The 14,193-nt window shown below is 65.4% G+C and carries 17 protein-coding genes; 4 read left to right on the forward strand and 13 right to left on the reverse strand.

What is annotated here, in order from left to right:
- Positions 1-28: 28 nt before the first annotated feature.
- Genes G3W89_RS05375 through G3W89_RS05385 form a run of 3 tightly spaced genes read left to right on the forward strand, consistent with a single transcriptional unit; the run spans position 29 to position 2,163 of the window.
- Positions 29-610: a cysteine hydrolase gene (locus tag G3W89_RS05375; RefSeq protein WP_162573120.1), complete on the forward strand. Its 582-nt coding sequence runs from the start codon at positions 29-31 to the stop codon at positions 608-610.
- Positions 594-1,433 (forward strand): HpcH/HpaI aldolase/citrate lyase family protein, encoded by an 840-nt coding sequence (locus G3W89_RS05380; RefSeq protein ID WP_162573121.1) that lies wholly within the window; start codon positions 594-596, stop codon positions 1,431-1,433. The genes G3W89_RS05375 and G3W89_RS05380 overlap by 17 nt, the downstream gene beginning before the upstream one ends.
- Before the next feature lie 31 nt (positions 1,434-1,464).
- A complete protein-coding gene (locus tag G3W89_RS05385) occupies positions 1,465-2,163 on the forward strand; it encodes a GntR family transcriptional regulator (protein WP_232076352.1) in 699 nt (232 codons plus the stop codon).
- Positions 2,164-2,209: 46 nt separating this feature from the next.
- Here the strand turns inward: G3W89_RS05385 and G3W89_RS05390 are convergent, their stop codons facing one another.
- From G3W89_RS05390 to G3W89_RS05445, 13 genes are all read right to left on the reverse strand, one after another.
- Positions 2,210-3,085 carry a metal-dependent hydrolase gene (locus tag G3W89_RS05390; protein WP_162573122.1) on the reverse strand — a complete coding sequence of 292 codons (876 nt, stop codon included), beginning with the start codon at positions 3,083-3,085 and terminating at the stop codon, positions 2,210-2,212.
- A 123-nt stretch (positions 3,086-3,208) separates the two neighbouring features.
- Positions 3,209-3,478, reverse strand: a complete 270-nt coding sequence (locus tag G3W89_RS33615) for a hypothetical protein (RefSeq protein WP_443083149.1) — start codon at positions 3,476-3,478, stop codon at positions 3,209-3,211.
- Between the two features lie 12 nt (positions 3,479-3,490).
- Positions 3,491-4,168, reverse strand: a complete 678-nt coding sequence (locus G3W89_RS05395; RefSeq protein ID WP_232076354.1) for a VOC family protein — start codon at positions 4,166-4,168, stop codon at positions 3,491-3,493.
- Between the two features lie 13 nt (positions 4,169-4,181).
- Entirely contained in the window at positions 4,182-4,820 is a 639-nt protein-coding gene (locus G3W89_RS05400) for a VOC family protein (protein ID WP_232076355.1), read from the reverse strand.
- A gap of 25 nt (positions 4,821-4,845) precedes the next feature.
- Positions 4,846-5,169 carry a 2Fe-2S iron-sulfur cluster-binding protein gene (locus G3W89_RS05405; RefSeq protein ID WP_162573123.1) on the reverse strand — a complete coding sequence of 108 codons (324 nt, stop codon included), beginning with the start codon at positions 5,167-5,169 and terminating at the stop codon, positions 4,846-4,848.
- Positions 5,170-5,271: 102 nt separating this feature from the next.
- Positions 5,272-5,589 carry a DUF1330 domain-containing protein gene (locus G3W89_RS05410; protein WP_162573124.1) on the reverse strand — a complete coding sequence of 106 codons (318 nt, stop codon included), beginning with the start codon at positions 5,587-5,589 and terminating at the stop codon, positions 5,272-5,274.
- Between the two features lie 27 nt (positions 5,590-5,616).
- Positions 5,617-6,417 carry a 2-keto-4-pentenoate hydratase gene (locus tag G3W89_RS05415; RefSeq protein ID WP_162573125.1) on the reverse strand — a complete coding sequence of 267 codons (801 nt, stop codon included), beginning with the start codon at positions 6,415-6,417 and terminating at the stop codon, positions 5,617-5,619.
- Positions 6,417-7,367: a quinone oxidoreductase family protein gene (locus G3W89_RS05420; RefSeq protein ID WP_162573126.1), complete on the reverse strand. Its 951-nt coding sequence runs from the start codon at positions 7,365-7,367 to the stop codon at positions 6,417-6,419. Before G3W89_RS05420 ends, G3W89_RS05415 begins: the two co-directional genes overlap by 1 nt.
- Positions 7,368-7,388: 21 nt before the next feature.
- Positions 7,389-8,357: a Bug family tripartite tricarboxylate transporter substrate binding protein gene (locus G3W89_RS05425; RefSeq protein WP_162573127.1), complete on the reverse strand. Its 969-nt coding sequence runs from the start codon at positions 8,355-8,357 to the stop codon at positions 7,389-7,391.
- A 58-nt stretch (positions 8,358-8,415) separates the two neighbouring features.
- The gene (locus tag G3W89_RS05430; RefSeq protein WP_162573128.1) at positions 8,416-9,246 is read right to left on the reverse strand and encodes a Bug family tripartite tricarboxylate transporter substrate binding protein; all 831 of its coding nucleotides are present in this window, start codon (positions 9,244-9,246) and stop codon (positions 8,416-8,418) included.
- Between the two features lie 204 nt (positions 9,247-9,450).
- A complete protein-coding gene (locus G3W89_RS05435) occupies positions 9,451-10,719 on the reverse strand; it encodes a cytochrome P450 (RefSeq protein ID WP_162573129.1) in 1,269 nt (422 codons plus the stop codon).
- A gap of 211 nt (positions 10,720-10,930) precedes the next feature.
- On the reverse strand, positions 10,931-11,779 hold the full coding sequence (locus tag G3W89_RS05440; RefSeq protein ID WP_162573130.1) for a LuxR family transcriptional regulator: 849 nt from the start codon (positions 11,777-11,779) through the stop codon (positions 10,931-10,933).
- A 248-nt stretch (positions 11,780-12,027) separates the two neighbouring features.
- Positions 12,028-12,849, reverse strand: coding sequence for an IclR family transcriptional regulator (locus tag G3W89_RS05445; RefSeq protein WP_162573131.1), 822 nt, complete (start codon positions 12,847-12,849; stop codon positions 12,028-12,030).
- A gap of 141 nt (positions 12,850-12,990) precedes the next feature.
- Here G3W89_RS05445 and G3W89_RS05450 point away from each other — a divergent pair, with 141 nt between their 5' ends.
- On the forward strand, positions 12,991-14,172 hold the full coding sequence (locus G3W89_RS05450; RefSeq protein ID WP_162573132.1) for an alpha/beta hydrolase family protein: 1,182 nt from the start codon (positions 12,991-12,993) through the stop codon (positions 14,170-14,172).
- Positions 14,173-14,193 lie beyond the last annotated feature (21 nt).

Genomic DNA, 14,193 nt, shown 5'->3' on the forward strand with positions numbered 1-14,193 from the left:
TCCATTCAACGAACGAAAGGAGCCTCTCGTGAAAGACGCCATCTACCTGGTGCTGGACATGGAGAACGACCTGGTCCACGCAGAAGGGCCGAACGGCAGGGCCGCCTACGGCGAACAGGTGCGCGGCCGCCGCGTCCTGGAGCACACGCGCACGGCGCTCGACAAGGCGCGCGCGGCCGGCATGCACATCGGGTTCGTGCGCGTCGGCTTCTCGCCCGACTACCGTGAGTGCCCGCCGGACTCGCCGATCTTCTCGGGTGCTCGCAAGAACGGCATCTTCAAGCTGGGCGAGTGGGGCACGCAAGTGCACCCCGACCTTGGCCAGCAGCCCGGCGACTTCGACATCGTCAAGCATCGCGTAAGCCCGTTCTACGCCACGTCGCTCGAGGCGGTCCTGCGCGCGCACGCGATCCGGCGCATCTACTGCTCAGGCATTTCCACCAATGCGGTGGTACAGGCCACCGTGCGCGAGGGCCACGATCGCGACTACGAGATGGTGGTGCTCGAGGACGCCTGCTGCGGCCTCTCGGCGGAGGAGCACGAGCAGGCCATCAACGGTCTGCGCCGCTTCTGCCGCATCACGAATTCGCACGATGTCGTCTTCGAGTGAGGCGCAGGCAGGGCGCGTGGCGCGCAGCCTGCTCTTCGTTCCGGGCGACCGCCCGGAGCGCTTCGCCAAGGCCGCCATGAGCGGTGCGCACGCGGTGATCCTGGACCTGGAGGACGCGGTGGCACCGGCGGGCAAGTCGGGCGCGCGGGATGCCGTGGCGCGCTGGCTCGAGGGCGGCCAAACCCGGGCCATCGTGCGCATCAATGCGGCCGACACCGCGTGGCATGAGGACGACCTGGCGATGCTGGCATCGGTGCCGGGCGCGGGCGTGATGTTGCCCAAGGCCGAGGCGCACACGCTGGCCCGCACGGCCGGCGTTCTGCGCGGCCGGCCGATCGTCGCGCTGGTCGAGACGGTGGCGGGCTATCTGGGGTTGCGGGCGCTCGCCGCCGTCGCGGGCGTGGCACGCCTCGCATTTGGTAGCGTGGACTTTGCCGTCGAGAGCGGCATCGTGGACGAGGGCGACGCGATGACCGCCATTCGTACCCAGATCGCGCTGGAGTCCTGCCACGCCGGCCTGCCGGCGCCCGTGGATGGCGTCAGCCTCGAATTGGGCGATGCCGAGGCCATGCGCGCCCATGCCCTGCGTTCGAGGCAACTGGGCTTCGGCGGCAAGTTGTGCATCCACCCGCGCCAGGTGGCGGTGGTCAACGCCGCGTTCGAGCCGACGCCGGCCGAACTGCAATGGGCGCTGCGCGTGCTCGATGCATTCCGCGCCAGCCGCGGCGCGGCGACAGTCGTCGACGGCAAGATGGTCGACAAGCCCGTCGTCGAGCGCGCGCGGCGCATCGTCGACGGGGTTCAGGCAGCGGGCGCCGCATAGAATAGAAAGGGACAGGTGGCACGCCGGGGCGTTGACCGCGGACGAGGCCCATGTCGCGGGGCAGCCGGGCGAAAACAATCGAATCAGGCTGCAGCAGATGGACTATCGAACAAAAGAAGAGCAGGTTGCCGACTACCTGCGCGAGCGGATCATCTCCGGGGTGTACCCGCGCGGTTCACGCCTGAAGCAGGCGGAGATCGCCGAACAACTTCACCTGAGTATCACGCCGGTACGCGAGGCACTCAAGTTGCTGGCGGCAGAAGGCTATGTCAACGGCGACTCTTACCGCGGTGCGCGCGTCGTGCCCTTCGATGCCGCGGCCTCCGGCGAAATCCTCCAGCTTCGGCTGCTTCTCGAAACGCAACTCGTGCGCGGCGCGGTGGAGAAGGTCACGTCACAGGACATCACCGAACTGCGCGCGCTGGCCAAAGAGTTCGAGAAGGCTTTCGAGAGCGGCGACCGCGCCACGGCGCGCGGGATCAACTACCGTTTCCACCGCCGCTTGTCCGACATCGCGGAGATGCCGCAGACCCTGCATTTCGTGCAGATCCTCTGGGCGCGCTATCCCTTCGATCTGATCAACGCGGTCGAGGGCCGCGGCAAGGATGCGGTGCACGAGCACGAAGAGATCCTGCGCGCGCTCACCACCGGCGACGCCTCCGGCGCCATGCTCGCGATGCGCAAGCACATCGAATCGGGGTGGGCGGTCCTGAAAGCCGCCGCATCCTGAGCATCGAGCTCACTGGGCGGCGGTCTGTCCCGGCGCGTGGCGGTCCTCAGAAGTCCACCTTCTGGCCCGGCTCCGGCACCACCACGCGGGTGGCGGAAGCGGTGCCGAGCGCGGAAGCAAACTCCGTGGGCGTGCCGCGCAGCAGGGGGAAGGTGCCGTAGTGCATGGGGATCGCGTACTTCGGCTTGATCATGTCGCGCACCGCCGTGGCGGCGTCCTGCGGGCCCATGGTGAAGTGCCCGCCGATCGGGATCAGCACCAGGTCGGGCTTGTAGGTCTCGCCGATCAGCCGCATGTCGCCGAACAGGGCGGTATCGCCCATGTGCCAGATCTTGAAGCCGTTCTCCAGTTCGATGATGTAGCCCACGGGCTCGCCGCCGTAGTGCGTCTCGTCCTTGTCGTTGGCCGGGTTCTTCCATACCAGCTCGGAGGCATGCTCGGCATGCACCGCGGTGATCTTCGGGCCTGTCGGGCCGAAGGGCGCGACCGTGCCGCCCTTGCCGAAGCGCTGCGAGAGCGCCGCTGGCACGATGCCCAGGGTGACGATGCTCTGGCCCAGCCCGCCCGCGCTGTAGATGGGCGCGTTGTGCATTTTGGCCAGCGCGGGGGCATCGGCGAAATGGTCTGAATGGGCATGCGTCACGAGGATCCGGTCGACCTTGCCGAGCGCGTTCAGCTGCTTGAAGCCGGCGGGCGTCTTCGGGTTGGTGATAAGCCAGGGGTCGATCACGATGACCTTGCCGCCGGGCGTGGTGATGCGCATGGCAGACTGACCGAGCCAGAGCACTTCCGCCTTGCCCTTCGCAATGGCCCCCGGTGGGGTCGGCTGCAGCGCCGGCGGCGCCTGCGTGGCGATGCCGGCGCATCCGGCGAGGCCAGCTGCGAACGCAGTAGCCACCAGAAGGGAAACCAGACTTTTCATGTGCTTCTCTCTCTATCTCGTGCTGAAATCGAACTCCGGCCTTTGCGCGGGCTGCGTCGTGCGCTATGGGCGCGGGAGCCGGAGCGGAGGTCGCGCCCTTTCGCACACGCAAGGTATCGAGGGTTAGAAGATCAATTTGCCAACACCAAGCACAGTGAGCAGGCCGATGAGGAAAATAATTCCGATGATCCAAAGAATGATTTTCATGCTGAATCTCCTTTGCGCGACATTGGCCCGAACCAAGCAGGTCCTGGTGTAGGACCGGGTTGAGTCGGAGTGCCCGCCTTCTACCGCTGAATCCAAAACCGGTGGTGGGCAGCTCGACGTCATCGCGCAGGTCGCGGCCAACAAGATAGTCCGGACTGTTCGGCGGGCAAGCCGATCAGCTTGCATGGAAGCGAGAGCCTACCCCGGCAACCCGTGACCAGCGGCCTGCGTGTCGCGTTCATGCCGCTTTCGCACTTGCACGCAAAGATCGGTCAGTGCTTCAACGACGTCGCGCCCCTCCTGCATCGCCTTCTTCCTGGTCTGCACCCACAGGTCAAGATCTGCTTTTGCCTTTGCATCGTGGCGGTTCCAGTTCTTGTCCAGCGGTGTCGTGATCTCCATGCGAAGGCCGGCCGGGTCGGTGAAGTAGATGCTGAGGATCAAGCCCTTGTGGTCGGTGGGGCCCTGGACGTCCACGCCGTTGGACGTCAGCCACTCATGCCACCGCATCACCTCGTCTCGATCGGCAGCCTGCAGCGCCACGTGCGTGAACACGTCGTAGGCGATGTGCGAGGACTTCGCCGGAGGCGGCACGCCAGGCGCTTCGAAGAACGCGAGGGTCGATCCGTCGCCCATCCGGAAGAAAAGGTGAAAGTAGGGGATCTTCAGGCCGGTAGACGGACTGGTGTCTTCGATCACCGTGCTGACCAGGTCCATCCCCATGATCCGGGTGTAGAACTCGGCCGTTGCCGCGGCGTCCGGGGTCACCCACGCCGCATGATTGAGCATCATCGGTGTCAGGCCGGGATTGGGCGGCCCGGACACACTCAGCGAGAGGTCGGGTCGCTTCGGGAGAGCGTCGATCGTGTCGGTCATGTCAGGTCAGGAGTCAGGCCTTCGCCTCGTAGCGCTTGCGCACGTCCTTGATCATCTCGACGAGGGCCTGGGGCACATCTTTGCCCTCCGCCTTGGCCCTGGCCTTGCAGTCTTCCCATAGCTTCAGGTCGGCGTAGCCCTTCTCGGTGTGGCGGTTCCACTCCACATCGAGTGGTGTCGTGATTTCCATGCGGACGCCCGCAGGGTCGTGGAAGTAGATCGACAGGATCAGCCCCTTGTGGTCCGTCGGGCCGATGACCTTTACGCCTTGCGATGTCAGCCACTCATACCAGCGCAGTACCTCGGCACGGTCCTTCGCTTGCAGGGCGATGTGGTTGAAGAGGTCATACGCAGGATGGCTGGCCTTCGCCGGCGGCGGCACGCCGGGCGCTTCGAAGAAGGCCAGCGTCGAGCCGTCCTGCATGCGGAAGAAGATGTGGAAGTAGGGGATGTCGTCACCGGTGGAGGGGATGCTGTCGTCCAGGACCGTGCTCGCCAGCTCCATTCCCATGATGCGGGTGTAGAAGTCGGTCGTCGCGGCGGCATCGGGCGTCACCCAGGCGGCATGATTCAGCATCATCGGCGTCAGGCCAGGATTGGGCGTCAGGGCCGCGGGCCTGACATTGGTCACTTCGGGCGCTGCAGTTTGCATGATGGATTCTCCGGTTGATTGCGGTTCAGACTTGAGTGTGGGCGATGCGGATGGCGATCCCGTCAAGGCTGTCGCTCATCATGATCTGACAAGACAGGCGGCTGTTCGCTTCACGCGGCGCTGCCGTGAAGTCCAGCATCTGGCTCTCGGTGTCGTCGGGCGCAGGCAGCAACGCGGCGAACGCCTCGTCCACGATGACATGACAGGTGGCGCAGCTCATGGCGCCGCCGCAGTCGCCGACGATGCCGTCGATGCCGTGGGCGGCGGCGCCCAGCATGAGGTTCTGGCCAACAGGCACTTCAACCTCTCTGCGCTCGCCGGTGGGATGGGTGTAAATGACGTGGGGCATGGCTCCAATGTCTTCCACGTGTGCAGTGGTGTCAGTCCCCTCTGCGGGGACGTTACGGCTCGTGCCCGCCGCGCGAGTCGGCGTGAGGCCAGGAGCACAGCACTAGCCAGGCTGCCGCGGCCCCAGTCCTTCGAAGATGTACAGGTGCGAGCGCGCCGAGTCGAGGCGGTAGCCGATGACGGCTTGGTAGTCGTCGGAGTGATAGAAAGCTTCCGCCCGCTGCAAGGACTCGAATTCCAGCAGCACGATGCGCTTGACGTTCCTGTCCCCCTCCTTGACGACGGGTGCGTCGCTCGCCGCCAGGAAAGCGGCACCATATTTCTCGAGGACCGGGCGCACGCGTGGCATGTACTCGTTGTAGAAATGCGCCGCGTCGACCACGTCCAGCTCCGCAAACAGGTAGCCTTTGCCTGCCGTCATCGAATCTCTCCTCGTGTCTTGGAAGGTTCAGTCGCTGAAGCTCGCGAAGACTGTCCCGCATGGCCCGAAACCGGCGACCACCGTGTCCCCTGGCAGAACTTCGAGGGGCACGGTGCATGCCCCCGTGGTCACCACCTGGCCCGAATGCAATGTGATGCCCAGCGAGGACAACTCGTTGACGAGCCAGACGAGCGCGTCGAGGGGATTGCCGAGCACGGCCGCCCCGCTGCCTTCACGCAAATAGCTGCGTGCCGCGCCAGAGACTTGTCCCCGCACTTGGTGTTGCGAAAGATCCATGGTGCGCCAGTCGTTCGGCGCCGGGTCGCCCAGGATGAAGTCATGCGCGCATGCGTTGTCCGCAATGAGCTGTGCCTCACCCACGATGGTGAAGTCGACGAAGCGCGAGTCCGGGACCTCGATGGCAGGATGCAAGCTGGCGGTTGCCGCCAGCACCTCCTCCTTGGAGTAGGGCAGCCCCTTGGGCGGGAGGTCGCAACGCATCCGGAACGCGAACTCGGGCTCGGCGACCGCCATGCGGTTTCGTGCGAGCGACAGCCGTGACCCCGAGGCATGCACACGCTCGCGCAGCAGGCGGCCTGCGATCGGACCCTTCACGTTGATGTGGCGTTGACCTGCCGGACTTGTCGCCGCGATCTTCCACCCAAAGAGCGGGCCCGCCGAGCGCGCCTCGATCGCCGCCTGCACCTGGTACCCCTCGGCACGCGTGCTTGGGCGGCAATCACCAGACAGTGAAGGGATCACCGTTCCGTGCTGCCATTCATTCCAGAGAATCTCACTCGCTTGCAGAAGCGCGTTCCCTCGATCCATCAGAACTCCAGCACCAGCTTGCCGAAGTGCTCACTGCGTCGCATCGCCTCCAGAGCCTCCGCAGCCCGGTCGAACGCAAACCGACCCGCGATGGGGATGCGAGGCCCGCCATCCACCAGCATCTGACCAAGGTCGGCGAGCATGCGCGAATTGAGGCTCCGCACCTGTTCGACGGTGCGGGTGCGAAAGGTCACGCCGATGTACTCGAGCCGGCGAAGTGCGTGCAGGTTGAAGTCGAATGCTGCCGTGGCACCACCGAGTCGGCCCACGTTGACCAGACGGCCTTCGAGCGCGGCCGCCGCCATGCACTGGTTGAACGCGGTTCCGGAGACGTTGTCCACGACGATGTCCGCTCCCTTGCCGTCGGTGGCATCCAGCACCTTGCGCGACCATCCTTCCTCGCTGCTGTCGATCGCTGCATCGCAGCCGAACGCCTCGAGTTTTCCGCGTCGTTCCGCGTTTCCGGAAGTTCCCAGGACGAGGCCAGCGCCAAGCGCCTTGGCGATCTGCATGCCGATCAGTCCCATCACGGAAGCGGCGCCCTGCATGAGGACAGCGTGGCCGGGCCGGAGCCTTCCGCGCGTCACGAGGGCATCGTGCATCGTCTGCAGCCCGAGCATGGCCGAGGCCGCTGCCGCCCAGTCGACCTCCGGCTTGGGGATGGGCGCCGCGCGGCCATGGTCCGTCACCACGTATTCCGCGTAGGCGGCGGACCCGGTGCCCATCACACGATCGCCGACGCTGAATGACTGGCACTCGGCGCCGACCTCGACCACCTCGCCGGACCATTCCATGCCGATGGTCTGGTCGGCGGGGTTCGCGAGCGAGTGAAGGTCGATGCGGTTGACGCCGACCGCACGCGTGCGCACGAGGATTTCGTTGGCTTTCGGGGTGGGCCGGGGTGTGTCCACGAGCCGAAGGCCGTTGGCGGTGGCGATGAAAGCTTTCATGAGCGTCCTGGTTGTCGGGTTTCAATCGAGGCGGATATTCAGTTCCTTGATCAACGGATGCCAGCGTGCGACTTCCTGCTTGATGAAGGTGCTGAATTGCTCCGGGGTGGTCGCAAACGGCTCCATCCCGAGGTCGGTGAATCGCTTCGAGATTTCGGGGCTCATGACCACTTCGCGGATGTCGGAACTCAGGCGCGAGACGATGCCGGTGGGAGTGGATCGTGGAGCGGCCACGCCCACCCAAGGGTAGACCTCCACCCCTTCGATACCCGATTCGGCCGCGGTCGGGACGTTGGGAAGTTGCGGAATGCGCTTCGGCGCCAGCACGGCCAGTGCCTTCAGCTTGCCCCCGAGGATCTGCTGGAGTGCGACGATCGAATCGATAGGCCCGATCGGCACCTGACCGCTGATGACATCCTGGATGGCGGCGCCTGCGCCCTTGTACTGGATGACCTGCGCCGGAAACCCGGCCTTGCGTCTGAGCAGTTCCATCGACAGCTGGTGGTATGTGCCGTTGCCAGGCGAGGCGTAGGGGATTCCGCCCGGCTCGCGCTTGGCATGCTCGATCAGGCCGCGCAAATCGTTGAACGGAGCCTGTGGGTGAGCCACGATCAGCATCGGCGCCCGGATCACCAGCGAGACCGGCGCGAAATCGGCGACAGGGTCGTAGGGCAGCTTCGAGAACAAGGCGCCGTTGAGGACGAGCGAGCCTCCCTCGCCCCCCAGCAATGTGTGACCGTCCGCGGCGGCCTTGGCGACCTGGCTCGCGGCAAGGATGCCGCTGGCGCCGGGCTTGTTGTCGATGATGACGGTCTGGCCGAGGCGCTGCGACAGGCCAGGCGCGATGTTTCGCATGACCACGTCGACGCCCCCGCCAGCCGCAAAGCCCACGACGACCGTGATGGGCTTGGTGGGATAGGTCTGGGCCCAGGCGGGCTGAATGGCCGCTGCCGCGGCCCCGATGGTGAACTGCCGCCGAGTGATTTGCATGTTGTCTCCTTTGTGTGAACGGATGTCGACCAGCGCAGCGGTCTCGCGACGACCAGGCTCAATCGAGCCGGATGTTCAATTCCTTGATGAGGGGATGCCAACGGGCGATCTCCTGCTTCACGAACGCGCCGAACTGCTCCGGTGTCGTTGCGAATGGCTCCATGCCCAGGCTGGTGAATCGCTTGGAAATCTCCGGGCTGGTGACGACTTCGCGAATGTCGGAGCTGAGGCGCGAAACGATGTTCGCCGGCGTTCCGCGTGGAGCGGCAACGCCGACCCAAGGGGAGGCCTCCACGCCTTCGACACCGGCTTCTGCGGCCGTGGGGACGTTCGGCAGTTGCGCGATCCTCTTGGGAGCCAGCACCACGAGCGCTTTCAGCTTTCCGCCGAGAACCTGCTGCATCGCGACGATCGAATCGATGGCCCCGATCGACACCTGGCCGCTGACCACGTCCTGCACGGCAGGTCCGGCTCCCTTGTATTGGACCGCCCTGGCTTCGAACCCGGCGCGCCGCCTGAGCAACTCCATCGAGAGCTGGTGGTAGGTGCCGCTGCCTGGTGAGGCGTATGCGATACCGCCTTGCTCGCGCTTGGCATGGCTGATCAGTCCGCGCAAGTCGGAGAACGGAGCCTCTGGATGCGCGACGATGAGGATCGGCGCACGGATGACCATCGAGACGAGCGCGAAATCCGCAGGGTCATACGGCAGCTTGGAGAACAGCGCACCGTTGAGGGCGAGGGCGCCCCCGTCGGTGCCGAACAAGGTGTGGCCTTCGGCAGCCGACTTGGCGACGTAGCTTGCGGCAAGGATGCCGCTTGCACCGGGCCGGTTTTCAACGATCACCGACTGGCCCAGCCGCTGTCCCAGGCCCGGCGCCAGATTTCGCATGACCACATCGACACCACCGCCAGCGCCGTAGCCGATGCCCAGGCCGGCGCGATGACGGATGCCGCGGTGCTGATAGCGAAATGACGTCGGGTGATATGCATGATCTGTTTCGGAGTGAATGGAAGGTGTCTCGGTGCCGAGCCTCGCGAGCAGTGTTGTCCTCGCGACACCGCCCCGGATGCATGGGCCCTGTGCCCGCAGGTGCTACCAAGTCACCAGGAGGCGCCGCAGCGCGCGAAATGAGGTATTGGGGGTGTACGGAAACGACTGATCCGGCACCAGCGCCAGATCCGGCATGCGCGCAGCGACACGTCTCAGCATCACCTCCATCTCCAAGCGTGCGAGTGGCGCGCCGAGGCAGAAGTGGGTACCGGCGCCGAATGCCACTTGCTGCAGCACATTGCGACGGCCCGGCGTGAAAGCATCGGGTTCCGGGAATTGCTGGGGATCGTGATTGGCCGCTGCAAATTCCATCAGGATGCGGCTTCCGGCAGGGATCGCGACGCCATCGAGCACGACATCTTCCTTGGCCTGCCGGCGCCAGGCCTGCACGGGCGGATCGATCCGCAGTGATTCCTCCAGGACCGGCGCGATCGGCTGCTCACCCGCGCAGATTGCCTTCCAGAGCTTGCGGTCGGCCAGCACGGCCTTGAACATGTTGGCTGTGGCGCTGGAAGTCGTCTCGTGGCCTGCGAACAGCAGGTTGAAGGCAGTGGCGCCGATCTCGTGCATCGTCACCTCACTGCCGTCCTTGTGGGCACGCAGCAGGTCGCTGATGTAGTCGTCTTGAGGTGCCTCGGCCTTCTTGCGCACGAGGTCGAGGGCGTATCGATAGTAGGAGACAGTGCCGGTCGAAAGCTCTACCTGTTCGGCTTCCGTGGGCCGCCCCCACGTCATCACCACGCGGCTGGAAGCCCATTCCTTGACGCGTGCCACATCCTCGGCCGGCACCCCCAGCAACTGGAACAGGACCAGCGCGGGCACGTCCCACGTGAGGCCGGCCACGAGGTCGGCGGGCTGTGAGCCGGCCAGCATGCGGTCGATGTAGGTGTCGACGGTGTTCTCCGTGAACGGCTTGAGCGACTGCAAGCGCTCGCGCGTGAGCGGCGCCCCAAAGAACGCTCGATACTTCGTGTGCGATGGCGGATCGTTGTTGACCAGCATCGGTGGCACGTCGAACCCTGACTCGGTGATGATGCTGCGTGCATGCGGACACAGCGGCGTCAGCGGATCGGATGCGATCAAGGCGGAGAACCGTTGCGTGTCGCGCAGGATGGCCTTCACGGTCTCGAAGCGCGTGACCACCCAGGAACCGATCTCGGGCGAGAAGAACACGGGCTCGCTCTCCCGCAGTTCCTTCAGAGTCGGGTAGGGATCGCGGACGTAGTCGGGGTCGAACGGGTTGAAGCGTTCGCTCGCCGGTGTGATCGGACCTTGCGCTTGCGAGGACGCGTCGGTGGATAGAAGCCGCATGGAATCTCCTTGGGCCGGCTTCATGCCGGTATGGGTGAAGCCTAGTGCCGGGCGGCGTTGCGGTCAGTCCCCCTCGAACGGGACGGTGGTCACGACGGTGAGCTCACATGAGCAACGAGGCCAGCGCCTCGTGGTCTTCCAGGAGGCGCTCGAGAGCGGGGCAACTGCATGGTTGGCCTTGCCAACGGCCAGTCCCCGGCGAGGGGTCAGGTCAGTGCAATGCGCCGGCAGGGGCGAGCTCGAAATGGTGCCCGCGCCACTCGCTCCAGTGCGCCAGGTACCACGTGAGCAGTTCGCGTTCGCTGCCGATCGCAAGTCGGTGATAGGCGCGCTTGCGATAGGTCTTCACCGTCTCTTCACTGACCGACAGGTCGAGCGCGATGCCCACAGAGGACATGCCATACAGGATGCGCGCGGCCACCTCGGCCTCTCGCCTGGGCAGCGCTTTCATCGCGTCGATGCAGTGCTCGATTTCATCGAGCGCCGTGAGAGCCTGTGCCACGTTGGGCCGCGTGCGCCGGATGTCTGCATGCTTGGCCAGCAGGGCCATGAGGAGCTGGGCAGAGTGGGCAACCTGCTCGATCGCCTCGTCGGCAAACGGGGCATTGGGGTCCGCGCGCACGATGCTCAGGCCGAAGTCGGCGTTCGTGGTGCGGCCACAAAGCAGCAAGCGGTCGCGGACGGTGGGAAACACGCTGGGTCGCAACGCGGCATAGCCGTCCGCGCTGAAATCCACGTGGATGATGCTGGGGCGAACTGCCTGCGCGCAGCGCTGCGCTTCAGCCATCGCCGGGTCGCGCTTCCACCAGCCCTGGTTGACATAGGTTTCCACACGGTCCCGCGCCGTCCGCGCGGGTTCGACGCAGCAGGCCGCGACTTCGTGCAGTTCGTCCTGCTGCAGCCGGAATGCGGCGAAGTGATCAGCACCGCAGAGTTCGTTCAAGAAGCGGGCAAGGGCCGGTCCGAATCCGTCTTCACCAATGGTGTCCACCAGAGTGGCGATGGCGCGGTCGTTTGTGGACATGGAGGCCATGCCCTGATGAATGGTCATGATCGTCATCGCTTGTCTCCTGAAGGGCCCACCGATGAGCTGCCAGCGCTCCGCGAAGTTCGCTGGCGTTTACCCACAGAGTAATCATATTACGCTTAACGTAATTGAAGCGATGAGGGAATACCCTTGACCGGAGGGCTCACTCGTTGGCTGTTTTGACCCGGGCCGGTGAGGCTCGGGCATGTACTTGCGTCTGCGCACGCCTTGGAGATTCGCCCCGACGCGCGTCACGTCGTGGCTGAGCTGCAGGTGTTTTTTCAGGAGGCGCCCATGCGCCTGGAGACCTGCTGTGCCTTCGTTCGCAATGCCCGTGCGATAGGCCCTTCCAGCTCGACGTCGATGACCCCGGCCGGCCCCATCACGGTGATCACCCCGGCAATGCCACCCGCATGGTCGAACACAGGCGCGGACAGGCCGTGCAGGCCAGGGTTGAGGTCTCCGCGCACCTGTGCCAAGCCATGCTCGCGCACATGCTGGAAGAGAGCTTCCATCTGTTGCTTCGTGAGTCGCGGAATCGTGGAAGGGCTGGCGCCCGGATGGCGCTCGCCGGCCAGCTCCCGGCGCAAGAAGGGCTCCGTGATGCTGCGCGGCATGTACGCTCCGAACACCCGGCCGGTCGATGACGACAGGAGCGGCATGACAGAGCCGGGACGGCCGCTGACGATCAAGGCGTCGTTGGTCTCCTCGACGCGGACGAAGGTCGGGCCGCTGGCGCCCCAGATCGCAAGGCCGGCGGTGTAGCCCACCTCGTCGCGCAACTCGCCGAGCGCCTGCGCGGCCACGTTCACCACATGCAGGTGTCGGATTGCCGCGAGCCCCAGGCGCACCGCAAGCGGCCCGAGCCGGTAGCCGCCGGAAGCAGGGTCGCGCTCCGCCAGGCCGCCACGGCAGAAACTCACCAGATACCGATGTGCCTTCGGTGGCGGCATGTCGGCGCGCTCCGCCACCGTCTTGAGCATGAGCGGGGGGCCCATTTCCACCAGGGCGGTGAGCACTCGCAGTGCAGTATCGACCGCCTGCACTCCGCCGCTTTCGACATCGGCGTCGCTGTCGGCCACAGGTTCGTGCTCGCCTTTCATCCCCTGGGCTCCTGTACTTCCATGCCTCGAAGGAAACGAGCCTAACACGCTGTTCATTGCTGACTGTCCGGCGGAGGCGGCGCGGTGTCTGTCCCCTCGTGGGGGACTGCGGGCTGGTCGGCTCGCCCCTAGAGTGACCCCATGACGCAAGCATTCGACATCCAGACCGAGTGGGTGCACCTCCAGTACGAGGAGCGCTCCACTTTCACCGAAACCTATGGTTTCGCCGGCAACCAGGGAGCGGTGAACCTGGAAGGCATCCGCTTCCGTCCCGAGGGACACGCCTCGGACACGCTCATGGTGTTCATGCATCCCGCATCCACGCTGCAGTTGTTGCCCGTCCCTCGTGCGATGGCCGCAACGGGTGCGCACGTGCTGTGTGCGGGCAGCCGCTATCAGCGCAACGACGCGGCACTCATCATGGAAAAGGTGCTGCTGGACCTGGGCGCCTACATACGGCATGCCAGGCAGGTGTGGGGCTACAAGTACGTGGTCCTCGTTGGCTGGAGCGGCGGTGGCGCGCTCGCCGTGAGCTACCAGGCGGAAGCGGAGAACCCCAGCTTGACGCACACGCCCGCGGGCGACCCTGTCACTGTGAAGGGTGCAGGCCTTATCCCGGCGGACGCCATCATCTACCAGGCCGCCCACCTGTCGCGCGCGCATCTGCTGGCCGAGGCGATCGATCCTTCCGTTCGCGACGAAGCAAATCCGGACGATCGCGACGTCGAACTCGACATCTATGATCCGCGCAACCCCAACCAGCCGCCGTACTCGCAGGCGTTCATGGCGCACTACCGCGCGGCGCAGCTTGCGCGCATGCGGCGCATCACGGCGTGGGCGAAGGCCAGGCTGCAGGAACTGAAGGAACGCAACACCGGCGAGATGGAGCGGCCGTTCATCGTCCATCGCACGTTGGCCGATCCGCGGTTTCTCGATCCTTCGCTCGACCCGAACGACCGCAGGCCGCGCTGGTGCTACATGGGCAATCCGGAGACGGTGAACACGGGCCCTGTGGGGCTGGCGCGATTCACCACCTTGCGCTCCTGGCTCTCGCAATGGTCGCTCGACGACTCCTGCGGCAACGGACTGGAGAATGCGAAGCGCATGCGAGCCCCGCTGCTGGTGATCGAGAACAGCGCGGACGACGCGGTACCGCAGACGCATCCCAAGATGCTGTTCGAAGCCGCGGCCTCCGCCGACAAGACTTTCCGCGTCGTCAATGGCGCGACACACTACTACGCAGGGCAGCCCGAGCTGCTGAAGGTCGCCACCGCCCTGATCCGGGGCTGGCTGATCGAGCGCAAGCTGCTTGAAGCAGCCTGATCTCTCCGCATTCGTCACAAA

Source organism: Variovorax sp. PBL-H6, from assembly GCF_901827155.1.
In the GTDB taxonomy this organism is placed as follows: domain Bacteria; phylum Pseudomonadota; class Gammaproteobacteria; order Burkholderiales; family Burkholderiaceae_C; genus Variovorax.